The sequence below is a fragment of the Paraburkholderia sp. J67 genome, from assembly GCF_905220265.1.
Taxonomy (GTDB): Bacteria; Pseudomonadota; Gammaproteobacteria; order Burkholderiales; family Burkholderiaceae; genus Paraburkholderia.
In genome coordinates, this window is sequence record NZ_CAJMZK010000001.1 from 380,086 (window position 1) to 403,842 (window position 23,757).

At 63.6% G+C, this 23,757-nt stretch carries 25 protein-coding genes; 11 read left to right on the forward strand and 14 right to left on the reverse strand.

Annotated elements, in window-relative coordinates:
• Positions 1 to 2: 2 nt before the first annotated feature.
• Positions 3 to 1,418 carry a PLP-dependent aminotransferase family protein gene (locus U5782_RS01685; protein WP_322042131.1) on the reverse strand — a complete coding sequence of 472 codons (1,416 nt, stop codon included), beginning with the start codon at positions 1,416 to 1,418 and terminating at the stop codon, positions 3 to 5.
• Between the two features lie 148 nt (positions 1,419 to 1,566).
• Between U5782_RS01685 and U5782_RS01690 the strand changes: the two genes are divergently transcribed.
• Positions 1,567 to 2,895: an aspartate aminotransferase family protein gene (locus U5782_RS01690; RefSeq protein WP_322042132.1), complete on the forward strand. Its 1,329-nt coding sequence runs from the start codon at positions 1,567 to 1,569 to the stop codon at positions 2,893 to 2,895.
• A gap of 127 nt (positions 2,896 to 3,022) precedes the next feature.
• Positions 3,023 to 3,271 carry a hypothetical protein gene (locus tag U5782_RS01695; protein WP_322042133.1) on the forward strand — a complete coding sequence of 83 codons (249 nt, stop codon included), beginning with the start codon at positions 3,023 to 3,025 and terminating at the stop codon, positions 3,269 to 3,271.
• 51 nt (positions 3,272 to 3,322) lie between these two features.
• Here the strand turns inward: U5782_RS01695 and pcaC are convergent, their stop codons facing one another.
• The 5 genes from pcaC to U5782_RS01720 form a co-directional block, all read right to left on the reverse strand.
• The gene (gene pcaC, locus U5782_RS01700) at positions 3,323 to 3,724 is read right to left on the reverse strand and encodes a 4-carboxymuconolactone decarboxylase (protein ID WP_322042134.1); all 402 of its coding nucleotides are present in this window, start codon (positions 3,722 to 3,724) and stop codon (positions 3,323 to 3,325) included.
• Positions 3,721 to 4,512 carry a 3-oxoadipate enol-lactonase gene (gene pcaD, locus U5782_RS01705; protein WP_322042135.1) on the reverse strand — a complete coding sequence of 264 codons (792 nt, stop codon included), beginning with the start codon at positions 4,510 to 4,512 and terminating at the stop codon, positions 3,721 to 3,723. The genes pcaC and pcaD overlap by 4 nt, the downstream gene beginning before the upstream one ends.
• 4 nt (positions 4,513 to 4,516) lie before the next feature.
• Positions 4,517 to 5,896 carry a 3-carboxy-cis,cis-muconate cycloisomerase gene (locus U5782_RS01710; protein ID WP_322042136.1) on the reverse strand — a complete coding sequence of 460 codons (1,380 nt, stop codon included), beginning with the start codon at positions 5,894 to 5,896 and terminating at the stop codon, positions 4,517 to 4,519.
• Between the two features lie 132 nt (positions 5,897 to 6,028).
• Positions 6,029 to 6,688: a 3-oxoacid CoA-transferase subunit B gene (locus U5782_RS01715; RefSeq protein WP_322042137.1), complete on the reverse strand. Its 660-nt coding sequence runs from the start codon at positions 6,686 to 6,688 to the stop codon at positions 6,029 to 6,031.
• A gap of 17 nt (positions 6,689 to 6,705) precedes the next feature.
• Positions 6,706 to 7,407, reverse strand: coding sequence for a 3-oxoacid CoA-transferase subunit A (locus U5782_RS01720; RefSeq protein ID WP_322042138.1), 702 nt, complete (start codon positions 7,405 to 7,407; stop codon positions 6,706 to 6,708).
• A gap of 341 nt (positions 7,408 to 7,748) precedes the next feature.
• Between U5782_RS01720 and U5782_RS01725 the strand changes: the two genes are divergently transcribed.
• Together U5782_RS01725 and folE are read left to right on the forward strand one after the other, a co-directional pair.
• Positions 7,749 to 8,672, forward strand: coding sequence for a LysR family transcriptional regulator (locus U5782_RS01725; RefSeq protein WP_322042139.1), 924 nt, complete (start codon positions 7,749 to 7,751; stop codon positions 8,670 to 8,672).
• 99 nt (positions 8,673 to 8,771) lie between these two features.
• On the forward strand, positions 8,772 to 9,443 hold the full coding sequence (gene folE / locus U5782_RS01730) for a GTP cyclohydrolase I FolE (protein ID WP_322042140.1): 672 nt from the start codon (positions 8,772 to 8,774) through the stop codon (positions 9,441 to 9,443).
• 102 nt (positions 9,444 to 9,545) lie between these two features.
• Here the strand turns inward: folE and epsC are convergent, their stop codons facing one another.
• Both epsC and U5782_RS01740 read right to left on the reverse strand, forming a co-directional pair.
• A complete protein-coding gene (gene epsC, locus U5782_RS01735) occupies positions 9,546 to 10,469 on the reverse strand; it encodes a serine O-acetyltransferase EpsC (RefSeq protein ID WP_322042141.1) in 924 nt (307 codons plus the stop codon).
• A 110-nt stretch (positions 10,470 to 10,579) separates the two neighbouring features.
• Positions 10,580 to 10,813, reverse strand: coding sequence for a hypothetical protein (locus tag U5782_RS01740; RefSeq protein WP_322042142.1), 234 nt, complete (start codon positions 10,811 to 10,813; stop codon positions 10,580 to 10,582).
• 315 nt (positions 10,814 to 11,128) lie between these two features.
• Here U5782_RS01740 and U5782_RS01745 point away from each other — a divergent pair, with 315 nt between their 5' ends.
• The gene (locus U5782_RS01745) at positions 11,129 to 11,581 is read left to right on the forward strand and encodes a DUF3005 domain-containing protein (protein WP_322042143.1); all 453 of its coding nucleotides are present in this window, start codon (positions 11,129 to 11,131) and stop codon (positions 11,579 to 11,581) included.
• 535 nt (positions 11,582 to 12,116) lie between these two features.
• Positions 12,117 to 12,821: a LuxR family transcriptional regulator gene (locus tag U5782_RS01750; protein WP_322042518.1), complete on the forward strand. Its 705-nt coding sequence runs from the start codon at positions 12,117 to 12,119 to the stop codon at positions 12,819 to 12,821.
• On the opposite strand, the gene U5782_RS01755 is transcribed toward U5782_RS01750, so the two are convergent.
• Positions 12,805 to 13,131 (reverse strand): helix-turn-helix transcriptional regulator, encoded by a 327-nt coding sequence (locus U5782_RS01755; protein WP_322042144.1) that lies wholly within the window; start codon positions 13,129 to 13,131, stop codon positions 12,805 to 12,807. The genes U5782_RS01750 and U5782_RS01755 overlap by 17 nt on opposite strands.
• A 168-nt stretch (positions 13,132 to 13,299) precedes the next feature.
• Between U5782_RS01755 and U5782_RS01760 the strand changes: the two genes are divergently transcribed.
• Positions 13,300 to 13,890 carry an acyl-homoserine-lactone synthase gene (locus U5782_RS01760; protein WP_322042145.1) on the forward strand — a complete coding sequence of 197 codons (591 nt, stop codon included), beginning with the start codon at positions 13,300 to 13,302 and terminating at the stop codon, positions 13,888 to 13,890.
• A gap of 196 nt (positions 13,891 to 14,086) precedes the next feature.
• Here U5782_RS01760 and U5782_RS01765 read toward each other — a convergent pair whose 3' ends face one another.
• Positions 14,087 to 15,634, reverse strand: a complete 1,548-nt coding sequence (locus tag U5782_RS01765) for an MFS transporter (protein WP_322042519.1) — start codon at positions 15,632 to 15,634, stop codon at positions 14,087 to 14,089.
• Positions 15,635 to 16,013: 379 nt separating this feature from the next.
• Here U5782_RS01765 and U5782_RS01770 point away from each other — a divergent pair, with 379 nt between their 5' ends.
• The 4 genes from U5782_RS01770 to U5782_RS01785 all read left to right on the forward strand — a co-directional run bounded on the left by U5782_RS01770 (position 16,014) and on the right by U5782_RS01785 (position 19,953).
• Positions 16,014 to 16,484, forward strand: coding sequence for a universal stress protein (locus U5782_RS01770; RefSeq protein WP_322042146.1), 471 nt, complete (start codon positions 16,014 to 16,016; stop codon positions 16,482 to 16,484).
• Positions 16,485 to 16,660: 176 nt separating this feature from the next.
• Entirely contained in the window at positions 16,661 to 17,416 is a 756-nt protein-coding gene (locus U5782_RS01775; RefSeq protein WP_322042147.1) for a helix-turn-helix domain-containing protein, read from the forward strand.
• A gap of 148 nt (positions 17,417 to 17,564) precedes the next feature.
• Entirely contained in the window at positions 17,565 to 18,851 is a 1,287-nt protein-coding gene (locus U5782_RS01780; protein WP_322042148.1) for an SUMF1/EgtB/PvdO family nonheme iron enzyme, read from the forward strand.
• A gap of 697 nt (positions 18,852 to 19,548) precedes the next feature.
• Complete coding sequence (locus tag U5782_RS01785) at positions 19,549 to 19,953, forward strand: hypothetical protein (protein ID WP_322042149.1); 405 nt, start codon at positions 19,549 to 19,551, stop codon at positions 19,951 to 19,953.
• Positions 19,954 to 20,197: 244 nt separating this feature from the next.
• On the opposite strand, the gene U5782_RS01790 is transcribed toward U5782_RS01785, so the two are convergent.
• The 4 genes from U5782_RS01790 to U5782_RS01805 form a co-directional block, all read right to left on the reverse strand.
• On the reverse strand, positions 20,198 to 21,214 hold the full coding sequence (locus U5782_RS01790) for a hypothetical protein (RefSeq protein ID WP_322042150.1): 1,017 nt from the start codon (positions 21,212 to 21,214) through the stop codon (positions 20,198 to 20,200).
• A 72-nt stretch (positions 21,215 to 21,286) separates the two neighbouring features.
• Positions 21,287 to 22,000, reverse strand: coding sequence for an SOS response-associated peptidase (locus U5782_RS01795; RefSeq protein ID WP_322042151.1), 714 nt, complete (start codon positions 21,998 to 22,000; stop codon positions 21,287 to 21,289).
• 43 nt (positions 22,001 to 22,043) lie between these two features.
• Complete coding sequence (locus tag U5782_RS01800; RefSeq protein ID WP_322042152.1) at positions 22,044 to 22,331, reverse strand: hypothetical protein; 288 nt, start codon at positions 22,329 to 22,331, stop codon at positions 22,044 to 22,046.
• Positions 22,332 to 22,378: 47 nt separating this feature from the next.
• The gene (locus U5782_RS01805; protein WP_322042153.1) at positions 22,379 to 23,737 is read right to left on the reverse strand and encodes an aminotransferase class I/II-fold pyridoxal phosphate-dependent enzyme; all 1,359 of its coding nucleotides are present in this window, start codon (positions 23,735 to 23,737) and stop codon (positions 22,379 to 22,381) included.
• Positions 23,738 to 23,757 lie beyond the last annotated feature (20 nt).

The window sequence follows — 23,757 nt, forward strand, 5'->3', positions numbered from 1 at the left end:
AATCAAGCGCCTTTGCCAACGCGCTCGATGAAGCGCCAGAGCGCGTCGTCGAGCGAATACGGCGCATTGAAGCGAAACCACGCGCTGGCCGCGTCGTCGGGCCGGAAATAGGAGCCGGGCGCAAGCCAAATGCCATCGCGTAGCGCCGCCGTGGCGATCGCGCCGGCGCGTTCCGCCGCCACGGGCAAGCGCACCAGCATGAACAGGCCCGCACGCGGCCGGCAGAACGGTTCGAGCCCGAGCGCGTCGATACGGTCCTCCAGCGCGGCGTGCGCCACCTTCAACTGTTCGTTCACGATCTCGACGTGGCGCGTATAGCGCCCTTCCACCAGCACCTTGTCGACGATGCGCTCGATCGTTTCCGACGAGGTCAAGCCCACCGCCATCTTCGCGCGCGCGAGCTCGCGCAGCACGTCGCGTTCGGCCACCACGTAGCCGCAGCGCAACGACGGCGTCACCGTCTTCGAAAAGCCGCTCACGTAGAGCACGCGGCGCAATCCTTCCATCGCCGCCAGCAGCGGCGCGCCGGGCGGCGCGAGCTCGCGGCTCACATCGTCTTCCACGACCCACATACGCTCGCGCTCCGCAATCTGTAGCAAGCGGAACGCGTTCGCCATCGTGTAAGTCGCGCCAGTGGGATTTTGCAGCGTCGTATTCACGAAGATCGCCTTCGGGCGATGCGCGGCGACCTGCTGTTCGAGCGCGTCGATGTCGAGGCCCGCGGGCGTGCGCGGCACGCCGTGAACGGTCACTCCGGCGAGCTTGAGGATCTGCAGCAGGTTGCAGTAGCCGGGGTCTTCCACCAGCACGGCGTCGCCGGGACGCAGCAGCGTGCGCACGATCAGGTCGAGCCCCTGAGTCGCGCCCTGGGTGAGCAGCACGTTGGTGACGTCGACAGGCAGGCCCTGGCGATCCAGTTGCGCCGCAATGCGCTCACGCAGCGGCGCGAAGCCGTAGGGATGGCCGTAGTCGCCCAGGCGCACTGCGGGCACCCGGCTCGTCGCGCGCAGCGCGTGGTGCAGGCCGGTTTCGTTGATCCACTCGGTCGGCATCCAGCCGCAGCCGGCCTTGATCGGCACGGAATGGTCCGCGTACACGTCCGAAAGCAGCCAGTTGGCCGTGAGCGCGGGCGGCTGCCAGCCCGTTTCGGCCGCCGCGCGCGGAGCGATCTGGCGCGGCGCCACGCGGTAGCCCGAGCCGCGGCGCGCCACCACGAGGCCCATCGACACCAGACGGTTGTAGGCGTCCGTCACCGTGTAGGTCGAGAGCGAATGCGATTGCGCCAGTTGACGCACTGAGGGCAGGAGCGCCCCCGCACGCAGCGAGTTCGCCTCGATGGCCTGCGCGAACGCGCGGACCAGTTGCTCGACGAGCGTCGCGGCCGCGCCGCGACCGCGTTCCAGTTCGAATTCGATCATAGAGAGGTGAAGTCCAGGCACCGACGCGCCGACCAATACAGTTGCGGCAGATTGTCCAGCACGGTTATCAGCGCAGTATAGAGACTGTATATGCCGCCGTTCAAGCCCGGACGCTACATTCTCTCCAACCACTTTGGAGGAGAAACACATGACTTCGCGCCCCGTCATCGACGATCTCTCGTCGTTCTGGATGCCGTTCACCGCCAACCGTCAGTTCAAGGCTGCACCGCGCCTGCTCGAATCGGCCAAGGGCATGTATTACCGCACGACCGACGGCCGCGAGGTGATGGACGGCAGCGCGGGTCTGTGGTGCGTGAATGCCGGCCACGGTCGCGAGGAAATCGTCGCGGCGATCGCCCAGCAGGCAGGCAAGCTCGATTTCGCGCCCACCTTCCAGATGGGTCACCCGCTCGCCTTCGAAGCGGCCAGCAAGATCGCTGAGATCATGCCCGAAGGGCTCGATCGCGTGTTCTTCACGAATTCTGGTTCGGAGTCGGTCGATACGGCGCTGAAGATCGCCCTCGCCTACCACCGTTCGCGCGGCGAAGGCCAGCGCACCAAGCTGATCGGCCGCGAGCGCGGCTATCACGGCGTGGGCTTCGGCGGCATTTCGGTGGGCGGCATCGGCGCGAACCGCAAGACGTTCTCGGGCCAGTTGCTGCCCGCCGTCGATCATCTGCCGCACACGCACAACCTCGAACACAACGCGTTCACGAAGGGCCAGCCCGCCTGGGGCGGTCATCTCGCCGAAGACCTCGAACGCATCGTCGCGCTGCACGACGCATCGACGATCGCGGCCGTGATCGTCGAGCCGGTGGCGGGTTCGACCGGCGTGCTGATCCCGCCGCAAGGCTATCTGCAACGCCTGCGCGAGATCTGCACGAAGCACGGCATCGTGCTGATTTTCGACGAAGTCATTACGGGCTTCGGCCGTCTGGGCAAGGCCACGGCGAGCGAATACTTTGGCGTCACGCCCGACATCATCACGATGGCCAAGGCGATCAACAATGCAGCCGTGCCGATGGGCGGCGTGGCCGTGAGCCGCACGATCCACGATACGGTGGTCAACAGTGGCGCGCCGGGCGCGATCGAACTGTTCCACGGCTACACGTACTCGGCGCACCCGCTGGCCGCCGCCGCCGCGATCGCGACGCAGGATCTGTATCGCCGCGAAGGCCTGTTCGAGCGCGCGCATAGCCTCGCGCCGAAGTTCGAAGCCGCCGCGCATGCGCTGCGCGACGCGCCGCACGTGAAGGACGTGCGCAACCTCGGCCTCGTCGCGGGCATCGAACTCGACTCGCGCGACGGCGCACCGGGCGCGCGCGCCTACGAGGTATTCGTGAAGTGCTTCGAGGCAGGCGTGCTGATCCGCTTCACGGGCGACATTCTGGCGTTCTCGCCGCCGCTCATCATCACCGAAGACGAAATCGAGCGTCTGTTCGGCACGGTGCGCGAGGTGCTGACGAAGGTTCAGTAACGTAGTTGCAGCAAAACGTTTGTGCGACGGCCCGCTTGTTTCGAGTGGGCCGTTTTGCTTTCCGCGCACGGCGCACGCCATCGGCGTATCGTTCGCTCATGAACCCGTCGATGCTGGAGGAATGGCGATGAAGACACCGATCCGCGTGGGCGCGCATATCGAAGGCGTGCACTGGGTGGCGGAGTATACGGCGGCGACACACGAGATCCGCGTGTTCCGCGAAGGCCACGAGTTCGAGACGATCGCAGCACCGCCCGCGATACTGGGCGAGGAGGAGGAAGCGGGTTCGGCCAGCGAGGCGGCCAACCGCGCCGAAGATGCCGCGGTGCTAGCCGTGCTGCGCCGCTATGTGGCGGAGCGCGACGCCGAGGAATGACGCTGGAATGAGTGAGGCGCCTGAGACAGGCGCCTCACAATCACTCAAGCATCAGGCCGGCTTGTCGCCCGCCGGTGCGTCTTCCTCGCGGAAGATGCGGTCGGCCAGGTGGAATGCCGAATTCGCGGCAGGCACGCCACAGTAGATCGCGGTCTGCAGCAGCACTTCCTTGATTTCGTCGCGCGTCACGCCGTTGTTCTTCGCGGCACGCAGATGGAGCGCCAGTTCCTCGTTACGGTTCAGCGCAACCATCATCGCGATCGTGAGCAGGCTGCGCGTATGACGCGGCAAACCCTCGCGCGTCCAGATCTCGCCCCACGCATAGCGCGAAATGAGCTTCTGGAACTCTTCGGTCAAATCGGTGCGGTTAGCGATCGAGCGATCGACGTGTGCGTCGCCCAGCACCGCGCGGCGGACCTTCAGTCCGGCTTCGTAGCGATCGTCTTCGTTCATTTCGACTCCAGCAGGAAGCTCAGTACCGCTTTGTTGAACTCGTCGGTCAGTTCGACGTTCGAGATGTGCGAGGCGTTCAGTTCGACGTAGCGCGCGCCCGGCACCGACTCGGCCAGCTCGCGGCCCTGCGCGGGCGTAGCGGCCAGATCGTGCGTGCCCGAAATGACGAGCGTGGGCGCCTTGATCGACGAGGCTTCGACGCGCAGGTCGGCCGCGTTCAATGCTTCGCAGTTCGAAGCATAGCCGTCCTTGTCGGTGTGCACGAACACGTCGCGCGCCTGGTCGATCACGAGCGGATTCTTTTCCATGAATTCAGCCGTGTACCAGCGCGGCAGCACCGCATCCGCCAGCGACAGCATGCCTTCGTTGCGGGCCTTCGCCGCGCGCGGCTCCCACACCTGCGGCGAGCCGATCTTCGCGGCGGTATTGCAGAGCACGAGGCGGTCGATACGGCTCGCGAAACGCGCGCCGAGACCCACGCCCGTGAGGCCGCCCATCGAGACGCCGCAGAAGTGCGCGCGCTCGATGCCGAGGTGATCGAGCAGGCCGATCACATCGCCGGTCAGTTGCTCGATCGTGTACGGGCCTTGCGGCGCGGCCGAGTGGCCGTGGCCGCGCGTGTCGTAACGCAGCACGCGGAAGTGCTTCGTGAATTCGGCGAGCTGGGGCGTCCACATCGACACGTCGCTGCCAAGCGAGTTCGACAGAACCAGCCACGGCGCGGTGGTGTTCTGCGCACCATCGATGCGGTAGAACAGCTGCGTGTCATTGACGGCTGCATAAGGCATGCGGTTACTCCTGATGAGTCTGCGATGAAGAAGGGGGCGTGCGCTGTGCGTAGGACGCGAGCACCGCGTCGACAAAGGCGTGCGCCTCGCCCACGTAGTTGGCGGGATCGAGCAGCGCCTTCAGGCGCGCTTCGTCCAGGTGTTGCGTGACGGCGGGCTCGGCCGCCAGCACGTCATACAGCGTGCGGCCCGACTGCACCGCCGATTTCGATGCGCGCTCAACGAGATGATGCGCGTCGAGCCGGCCGATGCGGTCGCCCAGCGCCAGCATCACGGCCTCGCCAAGGATCAGACCGTGCGTGACGTCGAGATTGGCCGCAAGACGTTCGGTGCGCACTTCGAGGCCGCCCGCGATCTGCTCGATCTGCGCGAGCGCACCGCCGGCAAGGCGCGCGAGTTCGGGCAGCGCTTCCCATTCGGCCTGCCAGCCGCCGAGTGCGCGTTCATGCTCCTGCACCATGCCCGCGAACACCGTGGCGACGAGGCCCGGCGCGCGCGTAGCCGCGGTCAGCACCGCGGCGCAACCTACCGGATTGCGCTTGTGCGGCATCGTCGAGGAACCGCCCTTGCCTGCCGCAGCGGGTTCGCCCAGTTCGCCGATCTCGGTCTGCATTTGCAGCGAAATATCGCGTGCGATCTTGCCGAGCGTGCCGATCAGCATGCCAAAGAACGAAGCGGCTTCGGCAATGCGGTCGCGCTGCGTGTGCCACGGCAGCGCGGGCTGCGCGAGGCCGAGGTCTTTCGCGAGTTCGGCGCTGACCTTTGCGGCGGCGTCCCGCAGGCTCGCGAGCGTGCCCGCCGCGCCGCCGAATTGCAGCACCAGCGTGCGTTCGCGCAGCGCAGCGAGTCGCTCGCGATGACGCAGCATGGCATCGAGCCACTGCGCGAACTTCAGACCCAACGTGATCGGCAGCGCCTGCTGGAGCCACGTACGGCCGACCGCCGGCGTCGCACGATGCGTGCGCGCGAGCTCGGCGAGCTTCGTGCAGGTTGCGTCGATGGCGGGTTCGATCAGCGCGAGCGCGTCGCGCAGTTGCAGCACCGTGGCGGTGTCGATGATGTCCTGGCTCGTCGCGCCCCAATGCACGTATTTCGCGGCTTCGGGGTCGGCGTCCTTCACGCGCGCCGTCAACTGCTTGACGAGCGGGATCGCCAGATTGCCGCCGAGCGCGGCGTCGCGCGCGAGTGCTTCGGCGTCGAGCTTGTCGGCCTTGCAGGTCGCCACGATGGCGGCGACAGCGCTCTGCGGAATCACGCCGTGTACCGCCGAAGCGCGCGCAAGCGCCGCTTCCACGTCGAGCATGCGCTGCAGCGTGGCCTCGGGCGACCAGACGGCGTTCATCGGCTCGGTGCCGCAAATCAGGCTCGTGAGGCGTTCAATCATGGATCGATATGAAAAAAGTCTGGATGCGCGTGAGAAGAATGCGCGCAAATGCAGATGGCGCGACGTCCGGCGACTGTTGCCGCCGGACGCCGCGCCACGCTGATGGACATACGAAACGCGCGTTGCAGCAGTTTAAGCCGCGCGGCGGTTCTGCGTCGCGTCGATCAGCGGCACGCCTGCAAGCTTTTGCAGCGCGTCGAAGTCGATGTCCGAATAGATCTCGCGCACGGCGAGGCCTTCCGGCGTCACGTCGAAGGCGGCCAGGTCGGTGTAGATGCGACCCACGCAGCCCACGCCCGTCACCGGGTACGAACACTCGCTGACGAGCTTGCTTTCGCCCTGCTTCGTGAGCAGTTCCATCATCACGAACACCTGCTTCGCGCCGAGCGCGAGATCCATTGCGCCGCCCACTGCGGGGATCGCGTCGGGCGCGCCGGTGTGCCAGTTGGCGAGGTCGCCCTTCACCGACACCTGGAACGCGCCGAGCACGCAATAGTCGAGGTGGCCGCCGCGCATCATCGCGAACGAGTCCGCGTGATGGAAGAACGCGCCGCCCGTCAGCAGGGTGACGTGCTGTTTGCCTGCATTGATGAGCTCGTCGTCTTCTGCGCCGGGCGCCGGTGCCGGGCCCATGCCGAGCAGACCGTTCTCGCTGTGCAGGAAGATTTCCTTGCTCGGATCGAGGTGGTTGGCCACCAGCGTCGGCACGCCAATGCCGAGATTCACATAAGCGCCCTCAGGAATGTCCTGAGCCACGCGTTGAGCCATTTCGTCGCGATTCAACCGTTTCATTGCTTAACTCCGTAGCTTCAGGCGGCCTGACCGGCTTGCAGCGCTTGATGCGCCGCCTGCGGCACTTCAACGACGCGTTGCACGAAAATGCCCGGCGTCACGATGTTTTCCGGGTCCAGAGCGCCGAGTTCGACGACTTCCGACACCTGCGCGATGGCGACCTTGGCCGCGCTCGCCATGATCGGGCCGAAGTTGCGCGCCGTCTTGCGATAGACCAGGTTGCCCCAGCGGTCGCCCTTGTAGGCCTTGATCAGTGCGAAGTCCGCGTGCAGCGGCGCTTCCAGCACGTAGTGGCGGCCGTCGATCAGGCGCGTTTCCTTGCCTTCGGCGAGCTTGGTGGCGTAGCCCGTGGGCGTGAAGAAACCGCCGATGCCGGCACCCGCCGCGCGGATACGCTCGGCCAGGTTGCCCTGCGGCACGAGTTCGAGCTCGACTTCGCCTGCGCGATACAGGCCGTCGAACACATACGAGTCGGTCTGACGCGGGAACGAGCAGATGATCTTGCGTACCCGTTTGGCCTTGAGCAACGCGGCGAGACCCGTGTCACCGTTACCGGCGTTGTTGTTCACGATCGTCAGCTCTTTCGAGCCTTGCGCGATCAGCGCGTCGATCAGTTCCGCCGGCATGCCGGCCGTGCCGAAGCCGCCGATCATCACCGTGGCGCCGTCCTGAATGCCGGCGACGGCGGCTTGAAGCGAATCAAAAATCTTGTTGATCATGCCTGTTCCTGAAAGCGATGCGCATCGCGGAAAGTCCACGCCACTCGATCGCAAAAAGTTCTATATACGAACACTGATTCGTTTAGCGAACGTCCAGCGCATTATCGGAGTGTGAATGCGCGCTTGTCAAGGCGGGGACATCCCGAGGCCGGGGTTCCATGCGGGCGGGTTCATCTGAGGAAATCGCGCGTTTTGAGCCCCCTCGAATTGGCGAATTGCCCATGATGCGCCGCTCCGCGGCCAACTGCACGCGCGTGTGCGCGCATTCCCCAATATCCGGAATTTCGATTCATGCACTAAGGTTTATCGCGTTTCGACATAGTCCCGCCAGCCGCCATCCCATGCACGACCTCGACCTGAACCTGATCCCCTATCTCGTCGCGATGGAGGAGACGCGCAATGTCAGTCGCGCGGCCGAGCGCCTCGGCGTGAGCCAGCCGCGCGTGAGCACGGCGCTGGGCAAGCTGCGCGACTACTTCGGCGATCCGCTGTTCGTGCGCACCTCGCGCGGCATGGAACCGACGCCGCGCGCGCTCGGCCTCATCCCGGCCGCCCGCGACGCGCTCGTGCGCATCGAGAAAGGCATGCTCGAAGCGCAGGACTTCGATCCGGCCACCAGCACGCATACGTTCTCGATCGCGCTATCGGACGTCGGCGAGATCGTGTTTCTGCCGCGCCTCTTGCAGATCTTCGCGAAGCGCGCGCCCCATGCCAATCTGCGCTCGGTGTCGCTGCCGCCAAGCCAGGTGGAACGCGGGCTGGAGTCGGGCGACGTCGATCTGGCCGTGGGCTATTTCCCCGATCTGGGCGGCAACAACTTCTTTCAGCAGCGACTCTTCACGCATCGCTTCATCTGCCTGATGCGCAGCGGCCATCCGCTCGCCGGCAAGACAATGACGATGGAACAGTTTCTCGGTCTAGGCCATGCCGTCGTGCGGGCCGAAGGCCGCAGCCAGGAAGTGCTAGAACAGTATCTGGAGAAGAACCGTCTGCGCCGGCGCGCGGTGCTGGAGACGCCGCACTTCATGAGCCTGCCCTTCATCCTCACGCACACCGACCTGATCGCGACCGTGCCGCATGCGATCGGCTTCGCCTATGTCTCCGAGCAAGCGTCGATCACCCTGGTCGAGCCGCCGCTGCCCTTGCCGCGCTTCGATCTCAAGCAGTACTGGCATCGCAAGTATCACAATGCCCCGCGCGGCGAATGGCTGCGCGGCATCGTGGCCGAACTGTTCAACGATGCGATGGACGAGTGGCCCAAGTGACGCAATGTGACCAGTTGCGCGGGCATGCGGGAATCATGGAACAATGCGCCTTCGTGATGCGCGTCGCAGCGACGCGCACCACCTGACAGGAGCCGACGCATGAGCGACGAAAAAAACGCAGAAAAGACGAAGAAACGGAAGTCGAAGGCCAGCACTACCCCGACGCCAGCGAGCGTCACGCGCCCCTCGCGCGCAGAAGCGGAAGACGCCGTGCGCGTGCTGCTGCGTTGGGCCGGTGATGATCCCACGCGCGAAGGTCTGCTCGATACCCCGGGGCGCGTCGTAAGGGCCTACGAGGAATTCTTCGCGGGCTACGAGCACGACCCGCGTGAGATCCTGTCGCGCACGTTCTCGGAGGTCGACGGCTACGACGAGATGATCGTGCTCAAGGACATCCGCTTCGAGAGCTACTGCGAGCACCATATGGTGCCGATCATCGGCCGCGCGCATGTGGCCTATCTGCCCGAACATCGCGTGGTGGGGATTTCGAAGCTCGCGCGTCTGGTCGATGCGTTCGCGAAGCGTCTGCAGATTCAGGAGAAGATGACCGCCCAGATCGCGGATACGCTCAACGAGGTGCTGCAGCCCAAAGGCGTCGGCGTGATCCTCGAAGCGGCGCACCAGTGCATGTCCACACGCGGCGTGCACAAGGCGGGCGTGACGATGGTGACCTCGCGTATGCTCGGCACCTTCCGCAGCGATCCGTCGACGCGCCGCGAGTTCCTCGCCATCGTCGGCAATCCCGGCGTCATGAGCGTACCCAATACGTAATTGCCTGAAAGTTTTCTCGTTTTCCGATCGGAAAACGCATGATGCGCGCGTGACGCTCATTCAATGGCGTCACGCACGACCCTTCAAATCAAGGGGTTTTCTTCAGGGCGCATCGTTGCCGCGCTCAATCTCGCGGATCTTGCCCTGGCGCACACTGCTGCCCGGCGGCACGCTATGCGTGAGCCACACATTCCCGCCGATCACCGAACCACGTCCGATCGTCACCCGGCCCAGGATGGTTGCGCCCGCATAGATCACCACGTCGTCCTCCACGATCGGATGGCGCGCATTGCCCTTCACAAGCGTGCCGTCGAGATCGGCCGCGAAACTCTTGGCGCCCAGCGTCACCGCCTGATAGACCCGCACGCGCTCGCCGATGATCGCCGTTTCGCCGATCACCACGCCGGTGCCGTGGTCGATAAAGAAGCTCGACCCGATCTGCGCACCCGGGTGGATGTCGATGCCGGTCGCCGAATGCGCGATCTCGTTGATGAAGCGCGCGAGCAAGGGCACGCCCAGGCGATGCAGGGCATGTGCGAGCCGGTGATGCGTCATGGCCCAGACGCCCGGATAGCAGAGCAGGATTTCCGTAATGTGCTGCGCGGCGGGGTCGCCCGTAAAGGCGGCCTGGATGTCGCTCACGAGCAGCGCACGGATTTCCGGCAACTGATGGCCGAATTCACGCGCGACTTCGAACGCGCGCGTGCGCAGGATCTCGTCGCCAACGCTGGCGTTTTCGGGCAGAAAGCGCAGCGCGCGGCGAATCTGCTCGGCGAGCAGGCGCAACGTACTTTCGAGCGTATGGCCGACGTAGTAATCGACGCTTTCGTCAGTGAGATCGGGCGCGCCGTAGTGGGTGGGAAACAGCGCGGCGCGCAGGCCGGCCACGATATTGACCACGGCTTCGCGCGATGGCAATTCGCGAATGCCAAGCGGATGGCGCGTGCGGTGGCGTTCTTCGCGCGACGCGCGCAGATCGGCGACGATCTGTTCGAGGCCCCAGTCGGGGAAAGCGGCATTTGACATGGTGAAGCAGCGGCGGCTGTGGCGCGCACCGCAAAGGAGTGTATCGACCCCAGAGGTTACCGCTTTTTTTGAGAGTTCGCCGGCCTGCCCTTGGCCAGGCGGCAGGACGCTCAGAGCGTCACACTGCTCGCATCGATCCAGCGCACGGCCCAGTCGCGGGCATGCGCGATGGCATCGGCTTCGTCGGAAAAACGCAAATCGGCAGGAAAGAAACGGTTGGCCACGAGCTCTCCATCGCTCGAGCGGGAGATCACCACATAGGGTTGATAACTGCCATCGCCGGCCCGAGCCGGCGCGCAATTGAGCAAATAGCCGCGATGCGTGAATGCAGCGTCGAAGTGCATGTGTCTCGTCCGCCCCTGACTGCCTTGTGCGTTTTTCGTAGGCGCGTACAGGATCGTGCGGCAAAGCCACAGCGCGGCCGTTCGTGCGGCCGTCTATCTAAAGCGCGCCAACTCGTTGAAAGAGGATCATACTCCGAGGAAATACGGCGATCCAACGAAAAAAATCCCCGGCGGCTGGAAGCGTTTCCCTGGCGGCCGGGCTTGCATTTCCGCCGGATTCCGGGTTCCAGAGCAGGTGTTTCGGAACGTCTCTTGCGCAGCATCGGATAGCAGGTTCGAGCAGACACTTCATTGCCTTTTCCTGGAGGGCATACCATGAATCCTTCCGACCCCAGCGATCGCCTGGCCAACGCGTCGGGCCAGGGCGCACAACCGCGCAGCGCCGAATCGCACAACGACCGCACACACGACAGCACCGTCGACACCGACGGCAAGAATCGCGAAGCCGCGCGATTGGCCGGCGACGGGCTGATCGGCCCGGACGAGGTCACCACGAGCAACGCGACGCTCGATAACAGCGTGCCCGAGAGCGCCGACGGTCTGGCCGGCTTCGACAGCCGCGGGCAGGCGCATCGCATGCCATTCGCGGCTCAGGCCGACTTCGAAGCCGTGGATCTGGGCATGGCCGCCCCGGAAATGCCCTACGACGTCGAGGGGCAATACGCCGACACGCGCGGGCCGACTCAGCGTCGCAGCCCCGGCCGCCTGCATTTCGCCCTCAATCATTTGCGGCCGACGCGCCTCTTCGAATTGCATCGAAAGAATTGACGCGTTGCCGCATCACAGATGTCTGATTTCCCGCCTGGTGAACGCACCTCACCAGGTGGGTGTGTTGTATTCCGCCAAAACTGGCGGATCGCGCCGAAGAAAAATATGCGATCAGCATAAGAAAATTACCCGATGCACAAAAATGCACCCGTCGATTTAAGGCGGCGCTCGATTAAGCCATTCTGAGCCGTTTTGATTATTGCCAATTACGATTTAGCGATTTACGAAATCAGCAATGAAAGCGGAATTGCATTTCCGCCGCCTGGCGCCCCCTGCACGCCCTCCCCTATGAAAACAGCACTTTTGTTCAGCAATGACCGAATTCGCGCCAGGGACTTTCCCCGAAGCACGGGGAAATCCCTGGCGCAAAGCCCACGCCGCCAGGGGATAAAGACGATCATTGCGGAATTTAGTGATAAATTGTTACATCATAAGAAGCGAGGCTAGCGAGGGCAGCAGCTCGCCCATGCGACGCCTGCGGTCTGGCCCACCGCCGATGGAGAGTCTTGACGTGCCTCTACATTTCATTGAGCAGATGTCATCCGTGCTCGACGCGCCTGAGGATTCAGCGTGGTTCGATGCGGTGTCTCAGCTCGCCAGTTCGTGGGGATTCGGCCAGGTCATGCTGGCGATCCTGCCGCGCCCGGGCATGCGACTCGAGGATGCGTTCATCCGCACGAACTATTCGAGCGCGTGGCGGCAAAGCTATACCGATCACGGCATGGCGTATTTCGATCCGACCGTGACGCACTGCGCAACGCGCTCGTCGCCGCTCATCTGGTCGCCGGAACTGTTTGCCACCGAACAGCAGCAAACGATGTATGAAGAAGCACGCTCACATGGTCTGCGCGCGGGTGTGACCCTGCCGATCCATGGCCCGCGCCAGGAGGCGGGCATGCTGTGCTTCGTGAATGATGCGAGCCCGACGGACTCGTTCTGGCAGGACGTGAACCGTGCGCTGCCGAATCTGGTGCTGCTACGGGATCTGGTGCTCGATACCAGCCAGCGGCATCTGGGCGACCATGCTCAATCGCTGATTCCCAAACTCACGCCTCGTGAGAAGGAATGCCTCAAGTGGACTGCCCTCGGCAAGTCCACCTGGGAGATTTCGCACATCCTCAACTGCTCAGAAGCAGTGGTGAACTTCCACATGAAGAACATTCGCGGGAAGTTCGGTGTGAACTCACGGCGCGCGGCAGCCGTGATTGCCACCCAGATGGGTCTTATTGACCCGGGCTGAACATCGCCATCGACGACGGCAGGTCCGGGCGACGCAGCACGCGCTCCGCACGACCCAGATCGCCGTCCGAAATCGTCTTGTTGAAGTACAGACCCAGCAGGATCGACACCGGCGGCGGAATTTCCGCGCCCGATTCAAACCGGCTGCCACGCGACTGCGTCACGCCGAAGCGCGCCCAGAAGCGGCGCTGGCTTTCCTTCTTCTTTTTCCGATACGCGATGATCAGGACCCGGTCGATTACCGACGACAGGTCCCCTGCATTGTGAAGGGAGTTCGTGCCCGCCTGCCATTGATTGTCCAGAAGTTCCATTTTGTATCTCGCTCTCAGATATGCCGGTTGATTGACTGCCGCCCCGCCATTCTCCCGAACTGCCCCTCCCTGCGCACCTACCTATCTGGATAGGTGTTTTTTTATATTCATAACGCATAGCTTTCGATCCATACCGCTGCCCCTCCAAACGAAAAAGGGAGAGTTGTCATGCAAGCTGCGATTCGGATCGGACTGCGTCAGGAATTCGACAACGAGGACATCAACGAGATGTATCGGCTGCGTGCGCGGGTTTTCCGCGATCGCATGGGCTGGGACATTCCCACCATCGCCGGCATGGAAATCGACGGGTACGACGCGCTCGGACCCCATTACATGCTGATCCAGGACGGCGGCGGCAAGGTCCGTGGCTGCTGGCGTCTGATGCCCACCGAGGGCCCCAACATGCTGCGCGACACCTTCCCGCAGCTCCTGCACGGCCAGGATGCGCCCACCGGCCGCAACATCTGGGAACTCAGCCGTTTCGCCATCGAATCCAGCAACGAACAGGCTTTCGGCTTCGCCGACGTGACGATGCGCGCGATCCATTCGCTCGTCTGGTTCGCCGACCGCATGGGCATTTCGCGCTATGTGACCGTCACGACCACGCCGATCGAGCGCATGCTGCGCCGCACTGGCATTGAAATCGGCCGCCTTGGCGCACCCGTGCGGATCGGCGTGGAAAACGCGGTCGCGCTGGAGATCTCCGTCAGCGAACAGACGCGCAACGCGCTCTTCGGCCAGATGGCCAATGCCGCTTGAAGCCACGAGAGAACCAAGAGGCGCCGAGAGGCCGGAATCGACCCTGTTTCCTGTGCCGTGGTCCGTGGCACCCGTCAGGCAAGCTTACGCTTTTGTCTGACGAATTGTGCCGAAGGTGGGTGAAACCACCGCAGCGGGCGGACCACTCACACGCGCTTCAGGCGAGATAGCCCCCCATCGGCCAAAAGAAAAGCCGTCAAACGGATTGGGCCGGCTTGTTTTCCGGCGCGGACGTGGCGGCACGGCTGAAGCGGATATGCGAGATACGGCGCACGCAAAGCGCCGCCACCAGCGCCGCGAAACCCGTCAACCCGATGCCTAGATGAATGGCATCGACCAGCACATGCCGCACCGCCTCGATGAGCGCCGCGCCATCGAGGCCCGCGGTTTTCATATGGAGCGTCAGCGCATCGCGCAGTGCCGGATCGATCAGCACGCGCGGGTCCGACAGCTGTGGCTGCCAGCGCGCCGCGCCCGGCGCCCCGAGCACGGCGAGCGCATCGCCGATGCCCGCCGCATAGCGATGGTTGACGATCGTCGCCACGACGCTCGTGCCGAGCATGCCGCCCACCATGCGCGTCGATTGCAGCAGCGCCGTCGTGATGCCGAAGCGCTCGCGCCCCGCGATCTCCTGCCCGAACACGTTGAGATTGTTGAGAATGAAGCCGAGCCCGATGCCGGTTGCGGCCATCGCCAACTCGAGCCACAGATGCGGCGTCGTACCCGTGGCGAACACCAGGCCCACCGAAGCCGCCACCAGCAGGCCAAAGCCCACACTCAAAATGGCGGTCGGCTTTTTCAGGTGAATCACGATACGCGTGTTGACGAGGCTGCCTAGCGCAATGCAGGCCGCGATCGGCGTGGCCAGCAGACCGGCCTGCTGCGGCGACAGGCCGAAGCCACCCTGCAAGAGCAGCGGCGCGAAAAAGATCAGCGAGAACATCACGAAGCCCGAGAGCACCGACAAGGTAAACAGCGTGACGAGCTGCGGATCGCGAAAGAGGTCGAGCGGGATGATCGGATGGGTGGCGCGCCGCTCGCAGACCAGCAAGGCGATCGCGCCGATCGCCACAAGCGCGATCAGCACGAGATTGCCGGGCGTGAGGCCGTCCTTCGGCACCGCTTCGATCACCGTCTGAAAACCGCCGAGTACGAGCGCGACCAGCACCGCGCCGGTCCAGTCGATACGGATCTCACCCGTGCGCGCGGGTCGATACGCGGGCAAATGCGCCCAGATGAAGTAGAGCGCCAGCACGCCCACCGGCAAATTCACCATGAAGGTCGAGCGCCAGCCGAAATGCTCGGAGAGCCAGCCGCCGAGCGACGGCCCCGCCGCCGTGCCGATGCCGTAAGCCGCCGCCATCACCACCTGCCATCGCACGCGGGCGCGGGGATCGGGAAAGAGATCGGGAATCGAGGCGAACGCGGTGCCCACCATCATCCCGCCGCCCACGCCCTGGAGCGCGCGCGCCGCCGCCAGAAAACGCATGTCGGTTGCGAGCCCGCACAGTACCGAAGCCAGCGTGAAAACGATCACCGCGGCCAGCACGAAACGCTTGCGCCCAAAGTAATCGCCCAGCCGGCCGAACACCGGCACGGTCACGACCGACGCCAGCAGATAGGCGCTTGCGATCCACGCGTAATACTGAAAGCCATGCAGTTCGGCGACGATCGACGGCAACGCGGTACTCACGACAGTCTGGTCGAGCGCGACCAGCATATTGACGAGGCCAATGCCAAGCATGGCCAGCAACGCGTCGCGAAACGGCAAGGGGGAATGGGTAGAAGTCACGGATTGGAATGCTGCGGCGCGGGAGTGCGGAAGAGACGCAACGATAACGGCCCGACGACGCCTGCGCAACCGGACTAAAAGCGTACACAGCCCCCACGCGCCCCATTTCCCTACAACCTTTCAGCTTATTCCAACAGATTCTCTCGGCGACCTTCCGACGCACACATCTTGATCTCCTTCATCCGACTTCCATATTTCATACATCGACACTGCATCTTTTCAGTCAATCCTTTAAAGTCAGAGGAGATAGATAGCGGCCGCGCACCGCTGCCTGCGAAACGCACTCGATGCTCCGGCGCGCGCATCCCCGTTCCACTCAAGCGGAGGTTCCATGTACAAACGCATCCTGGTCGCGGTCGACGGCAGTGACACGTCGCGCCGCGCATTCGAAGCCGCGCTCGACCTTGCCAAAGCAATGGGCTCGACCCTGCAACCGTTCTACGTGATCGAAAACACGCCGATGTATTTCGATGCACCAGGTTACGATCCGTCGATCCTGCGCAACCAGATGATTGCCCAGGGCAACGAGCTCGCCGAAGACATGAACCGCGCGATGAGCGCGCGCGGCGTGCAAGGCGCGATGGTAACGGGCGAAGCGTCTTCGCTCGACGATGTGCCCACGCTCGTGCTCAACGCCGCGAAGGCGCAAGGCGCCGACCTGATCGTGATGGGCACGCACGGACGGCGCGGTTTCCAGCGCCTGATTCTCGGCAGCGTGGCCGAACGCTGCGTGCGCCAGTCGGCGCTACCTGTGCTGCTGATTCCGACGGCCGCCGGTGCGACGGAAACGGACGCCAAATAAATAGATAAGCCTGCGAATCCTGTCTTTCTTTAGCCCCTTGCGCCTGATCAGATACCGCGAAAGCGGCTTCTGACAAGGCGCAAGCGCCGGCATCTCAAAAGCGCGGCGTTTTGTCGCCATTTTGAGATTTAAACGCGGTCAAGAATGCTCCGAAACCCGATCACAGGAGCAAGCGAATGCTGACCCCGCCCCGCGTCACTCACGCCACCGTGCGCCGTGCCAACCGCACGCCCCCCGCCAACCCGCGCACCACAGCGCGATGCTCGAGCTGTGCGATGCGTCATCTCTGCATGCCCCAGGGTCTGACGCAGGACGACCTGCCCAAGCTGGAAGCGCTGATCTGCAACGCGCGCAGCGTGCGTCGCGGCGACGCCCTGTATCGCGCCGGCGACGCGTTCGATACGCTCTACGCCGTGCGCTCGGGTTCGCTCAAGACCGTCATGGCCCATCGCGACGGCCGCGAACAGGTCACGGGCCTGCGTCTCGCCGGCGACCCGCTCGGCATCGACGGCATCAGTACAGAGGCTCACAGCTGGAGCGCCGTGGCGCTCGAGGACAGCTCCGTGTGCATCATCCCTTACTCGGCGCTCAAGCATTTGTGCCGCGAAACCGGCGCCATGCAGGACCGCCTGAATCGGCTCATGAGCGAACAGTTGATCCGCGAATCGTCGCAGATGATGGTGCTCGGCTCCCTCTCCGCCGATGAACGGGTCGCCGCTTTTCTGCTCGACGTCTCCGAGCGCAACGGCCAGCGCGGCTACTCCTATGCGGAATTCAACCTGCGCATGACGCGCGAGGACATGGGCAGCTACCTCGGCATGACGCTCGAAACGGTCAGCCGCACCCTGTCGAGATTTCAAAAGCGCGGCCTGATCGACGCGCAAGGCAAGCTGATCCGCATTATCGATATCGAAGGCCTGCGCCACCTCTGAAACGCACGCCAGCCGCCTCCACCAACGCGCCGCCCCGTATCACGCTACGGGCGGCGCGTTCGCATTGGCAGCCAAAGGCGCGTTGGCACAACTCCTGCGCAGCGGTTAAAGTCTGAAACACGCCGCTCAAGTCAGGAGACTCGCCGCAATGCAGCTCCCGCTCACGCCCCCGCCGACACTCGCCGCCCGGCTCGCCGCAGCGCGCGCCGCGAGCGACGCCCTCTTCGACATCGTCAAGCCCGAATTCCTGTACGAGCGCCCGATCCGCGAGCGCCACCGTATCGTGTTCTATATAGGCCATCTCGAAGCGTTCGATCGTAATCTGCTGGATCAACGGCTGTTCGACGTGCCGTCGGCCGACGCGCGCCTCGACCAGTTGTTCGCCTTCGGCATCGATCCCGTCGATGGCGCCTTTCCCACCGACACGCCCGCCGACTGGCCGCGCCTCGCCGAAGTCCGTGCCTACGCGCACGACGCCCGCGCACGCATCGACGCGTGCCTCGCCGCACTGGATTTGCCACATGACGCGCCGCAGCACGACACGCCAGCACAGCTACTTAACGTGGCGATCGAGCATCGGCTGATGCACGTCGAAACGCTGGCCTACATGCTCCACCAGTTGCCCTTCGCGCAGAAACAGTCGGCTGGCGCACGCGCATTCGCGGATCATCTTTACTCTGCGACGCCCGCGATGGTGAACGTGCCGGCCGGCCGCACGGAACTCGGCATGACTCACGAACGTGGGCTGTTTGGCTGGGACAACGAATTCGGCGAGCAGCAGGTGGACGTGCCGGCCTTCGAGATCGATCGGCATATGGTGTCGAACGGCGCTTACCTCGATTTCGTCGCCGACGGTGGTTATCGGCGCAAAGAATGGTGGGATGACGCCAACTGGGCATGGAAGGAAGCAGAAGGTATCGAGCATCCCGTCTTCTGGGTACGTGACGCGCGGCAAGGCTGGCGTCTGCGGACGATGTTCGAAGACATTCCGTTGCCGCTTGCCTGGCCGGTCTATGTGAGTCACGCCGAAGCGAGCGCATTCGCGCGTTGGCGCGGCGCAAGACTGCCGAGCGAGGCCGAGTGGCAGCGCGCGGCCCACGGCGCACTGCCGGGCGCGACCGACAACTTCGATTTCCGCAACTGGAATCCTGTGGCCGTGGACGCTACGCCCGATAGTGCGAGTACGTGGGGCGTGGAAGGGCTGTATGGCAACGGCTGGGAGTGGACTTCGACGATATTTGGACCGCTGCCGGGATTCGAGCCGTTTCCGTTTTACGAAGGCTACTCGGCGAACTTCTTCGACGGGCAGCATTACGCGATGAAGGGCGGTTCCTCACGCACGGCAGCGTGCATGTTGCGGCCCACGTTTCGTAACTGGTTTCAGCCGAGATATCAGTACGTATATGCGGGGTTTCGGTGTGTGGGTGGTAAATAAGGCATAAGTTGATGTCGTTGGAACGCTTATGCTTTCCTCCCACCTGCCTGTTGGTAGCTGGAGCGTGACAGACATAGACTGGAGCCGGGCGCAAGGTGCATGTACACATCGTGATTGAAGCACGAACGTATGCGCAACACCGCAGCAGATCGTCATACCTGACTGCATGAGCCCCGTCTCCGGTCGTACCGGTCAGCCTCTTCCCCCTTGATTCTGCGACGATAAAAGTCAGTCTCATCCATCTAAATAATTAGTACACCGTTATTGTTTTCGTGTGGAAACAGTGATTCTCCACAACGACTCAACCCGCGGTGTCGGGATACGGATGACTTCGTCGTATATCGATGCATTACCCGTCACACAATATCGATACCGACTTAATTCCCAAGGATGTCAGATTAATATGACAGATAATCACCCTAAAAAAACCCAGCCCTGAATCAGACCTACGCGGATTCCCGCATCTAACTTCTCCTTACCCTACCCGGACCTATCAATCTTGAGAGGTTCATTTCTAAACAATGTCTCCTATATTCCGCTTGGCGTGACGGCGCTACCCATATCTTCTGTCACGCAACATCCCACCAAGAAACGGGATCCCGTAGTCTTCCTCTGTTTATTCGCACTACGAAGTATCACTTCAAGCCATGTCAGGACCGAGGTGTTCCATCTTACATTTCACGCATTGGGGGTTTTCATGGCAACGCTCTATGTGAGCGTGCTGGTCAACGTGGCCAAGGCGATTGCTGAAAACAATCTTGGAAAATACGTTTTCATGGTCGACTCGACCGGCTACAGCGGTGATGGATCGGAGGGTTCCAACGAGTTGCGAACGCGTTGCGAAAACGGTGACACCATCGTCTGGTCGGCACTTTCAATCAACCCGGGCGAGCAGATCTCCATCCTTGGGTTTGGCGGTCAGGCCATTCCCAACATGGTTAACCCGCAACGATATCCGCAATACGATGGAACGGTTTGGGGTGGGCGCGTCAATAGCACGGGCAACAACGTGCAATACACCCTTACCATGCTTCTCGAAAATAACGTCCACCTTACTTTCGATCCGTTTATTACGGCAACCAATCCTACGCTTAATCGATAAATAGTCGACCTACTCCACCAGCCGGCTACCGTGCTGACGAGCGCCGCTTGATCATCCGACGATGCGGCAAGGGAGAAATGACGGCCAGTTATTTTTTGTAATCGAGAGAGTCGTTGGGCCGCCAGTTGTGCCGCATTTGTTGGTGCCGGGGCAGACAATCGTCTGCCCCCCGATCAAATCGAAACCTCTTGTCGCTCCTGGCGAGCGCTAACCGTTGCATGATTCATACTCCAGGCCGCGCGCCTTACTCGCCCCGCCGGATCGCCGACCGCAACTGCATGCCGAACGCGCAGTTCAATCGTTCGTCGGCGCGGCGGTCGAGTTCGTCGCGCATCAGCTTCATGCTGGCCGTGGGCATCTCGCGCACCGCTTCGACGCTGTCGAGCATCAAGCGTCTCACGTCGCGGTCGAATGCACTGCCCAACGCCGCCGCGCGCATCGGACGCGCATCGCCGGCGTGTCTCTCGCACGGCGAAGCATCCACGCCGCTCAGCAACAGATCCGCCGCGGCGATCAAGCGGATGTCGCCATGAACCTTGTGCGATGTCCCTGCGTAAATCAATCGTTGTCCATATCGTTTGGCTAGCTGCCTGAAACGGGCGTCGCGCAAGCTCCAGACGCTGCCGTGCAACGCGAAATGCACGCACGGAATCTGGGCGAGCCGTTCCATGTCCGCGAGCGCCGATGGGTCGTCATCGTCCAGCAATCGATCCAGGTTCAACGCAACGAGGATCGCCTCCGGTTCGAGGCCGATGGCCTCGCGTACGCGCTGGCGCTGCCCGCGCGAGAAGTGCCCATGCCACGGATCGGGCAAGCCCTTCGCGACGCGCGTACCGGGCGGCCGCTCATGCAGCGTTTCATCGAAGGCGAGCAGCGTCGCGTCCTCGCCGAACGGCTGCGCGCGGAGTCGCTCCGTGTTGTAGAGAAACACAAACGGGCGAGCCGAGCCCAGACGATCCCGATACGCCGGCAACCGGCTCGCCAACGCGCCGAGATAGTCGTCCGCGCCCAGAAACACGAGATCGGCCTGCGCCGATCGTGCGACGACGTCCGCGACGGCGTCGATCATGTCGTCGACGGCCTGGCGATCGCACACGCCTGCGCGCTTCTCATCTTGCCCGGCAAGGGGGGCAACGAAATGGACATCGGTCCACGTCGGCTCGATGTGCCGCGCGAGTTCGCGGCAGGCGTAATCCGCGCGAGTCGCGACAAAAACCGGCCGACGCGACGCCCCACGAATGGCCGAAATCGAACGCGCCATGACATCCAGTCGAAAACCGCGCGCAACGGGCTCGACAAAAACAATCGGCGATGTATCCACCATGAGGGCACCTCACATTCGTGTCGCGGCCCGCTCGATCAGGCCAGGCCGATCCGCGCTTGCCGTATCGTTCACCACGCGGCTCACCGGAAAACGGTCGAACGCATCGGCGGTCAGCGCATTGGCCTGTACGAGCCGCAGCGCGCGTGCTACCGATGTCCCGGCATCGAGCCATGCGCGCGCATCAGGCGCCGCCAGCACAGCCGGCTGGCGCGCGTGCGGATCCACCATACCCGCGTGGCCGTCGGCCGCCACCAGCACGAAACGCTGGACGTCATGCACATCGTCGGCGCCATGCCCTGCGCCCACGGGCGTGCCCACGATGAGCGCCGCCATGAACAGCGGCGCTCGATCCGCGCGGCGGATGTACCAGGGTTGACGCCCATCTACAGCGGGGCACCATTCGAACCAACCGTCGGCAGGCACGACCACGCGGCCATGCGCCCACACCGCGCTCCAGGCGGGCGAGTCCGCGCCGCCCGCCGAGGTGTCCACGATCGTACGCATGTGCCGCCCCGTCTGCCGATGCGCGCGTGGCACCCCGTGACAGGGCTGCCCCCAGTACACGCGATGCACCGTGCCCGACGGGCCAATCACCGGCTGGCGCGTGCCGGGCAGGACGTTCCAGCTCGGCCTGAACTCGGGCGCGACACCGCCGCTGGAGCGCGACATCAGCGGAGCAACATAGTCGAACGCGGCGCCCCCCCGCGCGTAACGCACACACATACGACCTCCCCGTCCACGCGGCCCGTGCGGGTGCAGCGCAGGATCAAACGATATGATTCGTAATGCAGATTATTTGTAGAATCAATTCCCGCTCGTCGAAATCGAGTGCGTCCTGTTCGAAGTCAGCGAGGTACTCAAGCGACGATGAAAGGTTGTGCAAGCCCTGTGCAGACTGCGAAACGATCGGCCAGTACCGCATCAGGCAGCCGAGCGCCACGACGCAGCGCCGGGCGCACCACCGTTCGAAGAGCACACCGCACAACTGCTCGACTTCTGCGGCGAGTTGCATATGCTGTATCTGCTGCACTTGCCGCGTCATGCATTCGTCCATGAACGGCTCCTGAAGAGGCACTGCGATCAACCTGCCGCCACGCTCCCCTACTTGCCGCTTACGCGCGCCAGCGCTTCGGTGGTCGCGCTGATCTGTTCTGGCGTATGCGTCGAACAGATGAAAAATCGCAATCGCGCGAGCCGTTCCTCGACTGCGGGATAGAAAATCGGCTGGACGTTGATGCCTTCTTCGAAGAGCGCGTTGCACCAGCGCACCGCCTTCACCGTACTGCCCGTGATGACCGGCACAACGGAATAGCCCGCGCTGCGGCCGGTATTCAGGCCGAGACGGCTCGCCTCTTCGAGGAATTGACGGCCTCGCTCGTGCAGGCGCGCGACGCGCTGCGGCTCGGCGAGCATGCATTCGATTGATGTGAGCGCTGCGGCCGCAAGCGCGGGCGCGAGCCCCACGCTGTAGAGAAAGCCGGGCGCAAGATGGCGCACGATATCGATCAACGCCTGGTCGCCCGCAATGAATCCGCCGCAGCCCGCGAGCGTCTTGCTGAGCGTGCCCATCCAGATATCCACCTCGCGCGCATCGATACCGCAATGCTCGTGAATGCCGCGTCCCGTCGCGCCCAGCACGCCGAGCGAATGGGCTTCGTCGACCATCAGGAATGCAGAATGACGGCGCTTGATCTCCACGAATCGGGCGAGATCCGGCAAATCGCCGTCCATGCTGTAGAGACCTTCGATGGCGATCAGCACGCGCTGATATTGATGCCGCACACGCGTGAGCAATTCATCGAGCGCCTGCCAGTCGTTATGCGCGAACACGAGCCGCTTCGCCCCGCTCAATTGCGCGCCCTGCACGAGACTATTGTGCGCAAGCTGGTCGTGAACGATCAGATCCGACGCACCGAACAGCGAGCCCACCACCGTGACATTGGTCGCATGGCCGCTCACCAGCGCGACGCAATCGTCCACGCCATACAGCTTCGCCAGCGCCTGTTCCAGCTCGCGATGCACTGGCCGCTCTCCCGCCACCATCCGGCTCGCGGAAGCGGACGTGCCGTAGCGGTCGATCGCGGCCTTCGCCGCCGCCGACACCGCGGGATCGCCCGAAAACCCCAGGTAGTTGTAGTTGGCGAAGTTCGTATAGGTCTTGCCGCCAATCTGCGTGGTGGCGCTCGCGCAGCCTTCGTGCACCTTGAAGAACGGCGATTCTAGCTGCAAGCGCTCGCGCATCTGCCGCATGATCGCCACCTGCTGATAACCCGGCATCGTGTCGAAGCGGCACAGCATCTGGTCGACATTGCGCAGGCGCTCGGGCGTCGACGACGAACTCTTCGCCGGTGCGTCGAGCATGCCGGGCGCGACGCCGCTCACGCCATCGGCCACGCGGTCGAGCTGGCGCTTGAGCGCCTTGGCGGCAAGCTGCTGCCGGATCTGTTGCCCCATTCCCATGTCGATCTCCTCGGATTTTG

Excerpts from the sequence above, each read along its gene's own strand:
- U5782_RS01685 (WP_322042131.1), bottom strand. The coding sequence starts at position 1,418 with ATGATCGAATTCGAACTGGAACGCGGTCGCGGCGCGGCCGCGACGCTC.
- U5782_RS01690 (WP_322042132.1), top strand. The coding sequence starts at position 1,567 with ATGACTTCGCGCCCCGTCATCGACGATCTCTCGTCGTTCTGGATGCCG.
- U5782_RS01695 (WP_322042133.1), top strand. The coding sequence starts at position 3,023 with ATGAAGACACCGATCCGCGTGGGCGCGCATATCGAAGGCGTGCACTGG.
- pcaC (WP_322042134.1), bottom strand. The coding sequence starts at position 3,724 with ATGAACGAAGACGATCGCTACGAAGCCGGACTGAAGGTCCGCCGCGCG.
- pcaD (WP_322042135.1), bottom strand. The coding sequence starts at position 4,512 with ATGCCTTATGCAGCCGTCAATGACACGCAGCTGTTCTACCGCATCGAT.
- U5782_RS01710 (WP_322042136.1), bottom strand. The coding sequence starts at position 5,896 with ATGATTGAACGCCTCACGAGCCTGATTTGCGGCACCGAGCCGATGAAC.
- U5782_RS01715 (WP_322042137.1), bottom strand. The coding sequence starts at position 6,688 with ATGAAACGGTTGAATCGCGACGAAATGGCTCAACGCGTGGCTCAGGAC.
- U5782_RS01720 (WP_322042138.1), bottom strand. The coding sequence starts at position 7,407 with ATGATCAACAAGATTTTTGATTCGCTTCAAGCCGCCGTCGCCGGCATT.
- U5782_RS01725 (WP_322042139.1), top strand. The coding sequence starts at position 7,749 with ATGCACGACCTCGACCTGAACCTGATCCCCTATCTCGTCGCGATGGAG.
- folE (WP_322042140.1), top strand. The coding sequence starts at position 8,772 with ATGAGCGACGAAAAAAACGCAGAAAAGACGAAGAAACGGAAGTCGAAG.
- epsC (WP_322042141.1), bottom strand. The coding sequence starts at position 10,469 with ATGTCAAATGCCGCTTTCCCCGACTGGGGCCTCGAACAGATCGTCGCC.
- U5782_RS01740 (WP_322042142.1), bottom strand. The coding sequence starts at position 10,813 with ATGCACTTCGACGCTGCATTCACGCATCGCGGCTATTTGCTCAATTGC.
- U5782_RS01745 (WP_322042143.1), top strand. The coding sequence starts at position 11,129 with ATGAATCCTTCCGACCCCAGCGATCGCCTGGCCAACGCGTCGGGCCAG.
- U5782_RS01750 (WP_322042518.1), top strand. The coding sequence starts at position 12,117 with ATGTCATCCGTGCTCGACGCGCCTGAGGATTCAGCGTGGTTCGATGCG.
- U5782_RS01755 (WP_322042144.1), bottom strand. The coding sequence starts at position 13,131 with ATGGAACTTCTGGACAATCAATGGCAGGCGGGCACGAACTCCCTTCAC.
- U5782_RS01760 (WP_322042145.1), top strand. The coding sequence starts at position 13,300 with ATGCAAGCTGCGATTCGGATCGGACTGCGTCAGGAATTCGACAACGAG.
- U5782_RS01765 (WP_322042519.1), bottom strand. The coding sequence starts at position 15,634 with ATGCTTGGCATTGGCCTCGTCAATATGCTGGTCGCGCTCGACCAGACT.
- U5782_RS01770 (WP_322042146.1), top strand. The coding sequence starts at position 16,014 with ATGTACAAACGCATCCTGGTCGCGGTCGACGGCAGTGACACGTCGCGC.
- U5782_RS01775 (WP_322042147.1), top strand. The coding sequence starts at position 16,661 with ATGCTGACCCCGCCCCGCGTCACTCACGCCACCGTGCGCCGTGCCAAC.
- U5782_RS01780 (WP_322042148.1), top strand. The coding sequence starts at position 17,565 with ATGCAGCTCCCGCTCACGCCCCCGCCGACACTCGCCGCCCGGCTCGCC.
- U5782_RS01785 (WP_322042149.1), top strand. The coding sequence starts at position 19,549 with ATGGCAACGCTCTATGTGAGCGTGCTGGTCAACGTGGCCAAGGCGATT.
- U5782_RS01790 (WP_322042150.1), bottom strand. The coding sequence starts at position 21,214 with ATGGCGCGTTCGATTTCGGCCATTCGTGGGGCGTCGCGTCGGCCGGTT.
- U5782_RS01795 (WP_322042151.1), bottom strand. The coding sequence starts at position 22,000 with ATGTGTGTGCGTTACGCGCGGGGGGGCGCCGCGTTCGACTATGTTGCT.
- U5782_RS01800 (WP_322042152.1), bottom strand. The coding sequence starts at position 22,331 with ATGGACGAATGCATGACGCGGCAAGTGCAGCAGATACAGCATATGCAA.
- U5782_RS01805 (WP_322042153.1), bottom strand. The coding sequence starts at position 23,737 with ATGGGAATGGGGCAACAGATCCGGCAGCAGCTTGCCGCCAAGGCGCTC.